This window comes from Pseudomonas sp. GW821-FHT09C09 (assembly GCF_059418105.1).
In genome coordinates this window covers 2,220-4,848 of sequence record NZ_JBWKPF010000015.1, presented here as the reverse complement: position 1 = coordinate 4,848, position 2,629 = coordinate 2,220, and the positions used below count along the sequence as shown (strand labels likewise).

The following is a 2,629-nucleotide window of genomic DNA, read 5'->3' as shown; positions in this document are numbered from 1 at the left end:
TTTGTGAGCGTCGAACTTTCGGTTCATTGCGTCTTCACACACCGCAATCTGGCCTCTTTCGAGTTCGCAAATTGCTTGGGTGTTATATGGTCAAGCCTCACGGGCAATTAGTATTGGTTAGCTCAACGCCTCACAGCGCTTACACACCCAACCTATCAACGTCGTAGTCTTCGACGGCCCTTCAGGGAACTCAAGGTTCCAGTGAGATCTCATCTTGAGGCAAGTTTCCCGCTTAGATGCTTTCAGCGGTTATCTTTTCCGAACATAGCTACCCGGCAATGCCACTGGCGTGACAACCGGAACACCAGAGGTTCGTCCACTCCGGTCCTCTCGTACTAGGAGCAGCCCCTCTCAAATCTCAAACGTCCACGGCAGATAGGGACCGAACTGTCTCACGACGTTCTAAACCCAGCTCGCGTACCACTTTAAATGGCGAACAGCCATACCCTTGGGACCGGCTTCAGCCCCAGGATGTGATGAGCCGACATCGAGGTGCCAAACACCGCCGTCGATATGAACTCTTGGGCGGTATCAGCCTGTTATCCCCGGAGTACCTTTTATCCGTTGAGCGATGGCCCTTCCATACAGAACCACCGGATCACTAAGACCTACTTTCGTACCTGCTCGACGTGTCTGTCTCGCAGTCAAGCGCGCTTTTGCCTTTATACTCTACGACCGATTTCCGACCGGTCTGAGCGCACCTTCGTACTCCTCCGTTACTCTTTAGGAGGAGACCGCCCCAGTCAAACTACCCACCATACACTGTCCTCGATCCGGATAACGGACCTGAGTTAGAACCTCAAAGTTGCCAGGGTGGTATTTCAAGGATGGCTCCACGCGAACTGGCGTCCACGCTTCAAAGCCTCCCACCTATCCTACACAAGCAAATTCAAAGTCCAGTGCAAAGCTATAGTAAAGGTTCACGGGGTCTTTCCGTCTAGCCGCGGATACACTGCATCTTCACAGCGATTTCAATTTCACTGAGTCTCGGGTGGAGACAGCGCCGCCATCGTTACGCCATTCGTGCAGGTCGGAACTTACCCGACAAGGAATTTCGCTACCTTAGGACCGTTATAGTTACGGCCGCCGTTTACCGGGGCTTCGATCAAGAGCTTCGCGTTAGCTAACCCCATCAATTAACCTTCCGGCACCGGGCAGGCGTCACACCCTATACGTCCACTTTCGTGTTTGCAGAGTGCTGTGTTTTTAATAAACAGTCGCAGCGGCCTGGTATCTTCGACCGGCATGGGCTTACGGAGCAAGTCCTTCACCCTCACCGGCGCACCTTCTCCCGAAGTTACGGTGCCATTTTGCCTAGTTCCTTCACCCGAGTTCTCTCAAGCGCCTTGGTATTCTCTACCCAACCACCTGTGTCGGTTTGGGGTACGGTTCCTGGTTATCTGAAGCTTAGAAGCTTTTCTTGGAAGCATGGCATCAACCACTTCGTCGCCTAAAGGCAACTCGTCATCAGCTCTCGGCCTTAAGATCCCGGATTTACCTAAGATCTCAGCCTACCACCTTAAACTTGGACAACCAACGCCAAGCTGGCCTAGCCTTCTCCGTCCCTCCATCGCAATAACCAGAAGTACAGGAATATTAACCTGTTTTCCATCGACTACGCTTTTCAGCCTCGCCTTAGGGACCGACTAACCCTGCGTCGATTAACGTTGCGCAGGAAACCTTGGTCTTTCGGCGTGGGTGTTTTTCACACCCATTGTCGTTACTCATGTCAGCATTCGCACTTCTGATACCTCCAGCAAGCTTCTCAACTCACCTTCACAGGCTTACAGAACGCTCCTCTACCGCATCACTTACGTGATACCCGTAGCTTCGGTGTATGGTTTGAGCCCCGTTACATCTTCCGCGCAGGCCGACTCGACTAGTGAGCTATTACGCTTTCTTTAAAGGGTGGCTGCTTCTAAGCCAACCTCCTAGCTGTCTAAGCCTTCCCACATCGTTTCCCACTTAACCATAACTTTGGGACCTTAGCTGACGGTCTGGGTTGTTTCCCTTTTCACGACGGACGTTAGCACCCGCCGTGTGTCTCCCATGCTCGGCACTTGTAGGTATTCGGAGTTTGCATCGGTTTGGTAAGTCGGGATGACCCCCTAGCCGAAACAGTGCTCTACCCCCTACAGTGATACATGAGGCGCTACCTAAATAGCTTTCGAGGAGAACCAGCTATCTCCGAGCTTGATTAGCCTTTCACTCCGATCCACAGGTCATCCGCTAACTTTTCAACGGTAGTCGGTTCGGTCCTCCAGTCAGTGTTACCTAACCTTCAACCTGCCCATGGATAGATCGCCCGGTTTCGGGTCTATTCCCAGCGACTAGACGCCCTATTAAGACTCGCTTTCGCTACGCCTCCCCTATTCGGTTAAGCTCGCCACTGAAAATAAGTCGCTGACCCATTATACAAAAGGTACGCAGTCACAGAACAAAGTCTGCTCCCACTGCTTGTACGCATACGGTTTCAGGATCTATTTCACTCCCCTCTCCGGGGTTCTTTTCGCCTTTCCCTCACGGTACTAGTTCACTATCGGTCAGTCAGTAGTATTTAGCCTTGGAGGATGGTCCCCCCATATTCAGACAAAGTTTCTCGTGCTCCGTCCTACTCGATTTCATGACT

At 52.0% G+C, this 2,629-nt stretch carries 1 rRNA gene (running past one end of the window); it reads right to left on the bottom strand.

Features of this window, described 5'->3' with window-relative positions:
* Window positions 1-86: 86 nt before the first annotated feature.
* Window positions 87-2,629, bottom strand: a 23S ribosomal RNA gene (locus tag AC07NR_RS29075) (it continues 209 nt past the right edge of the window).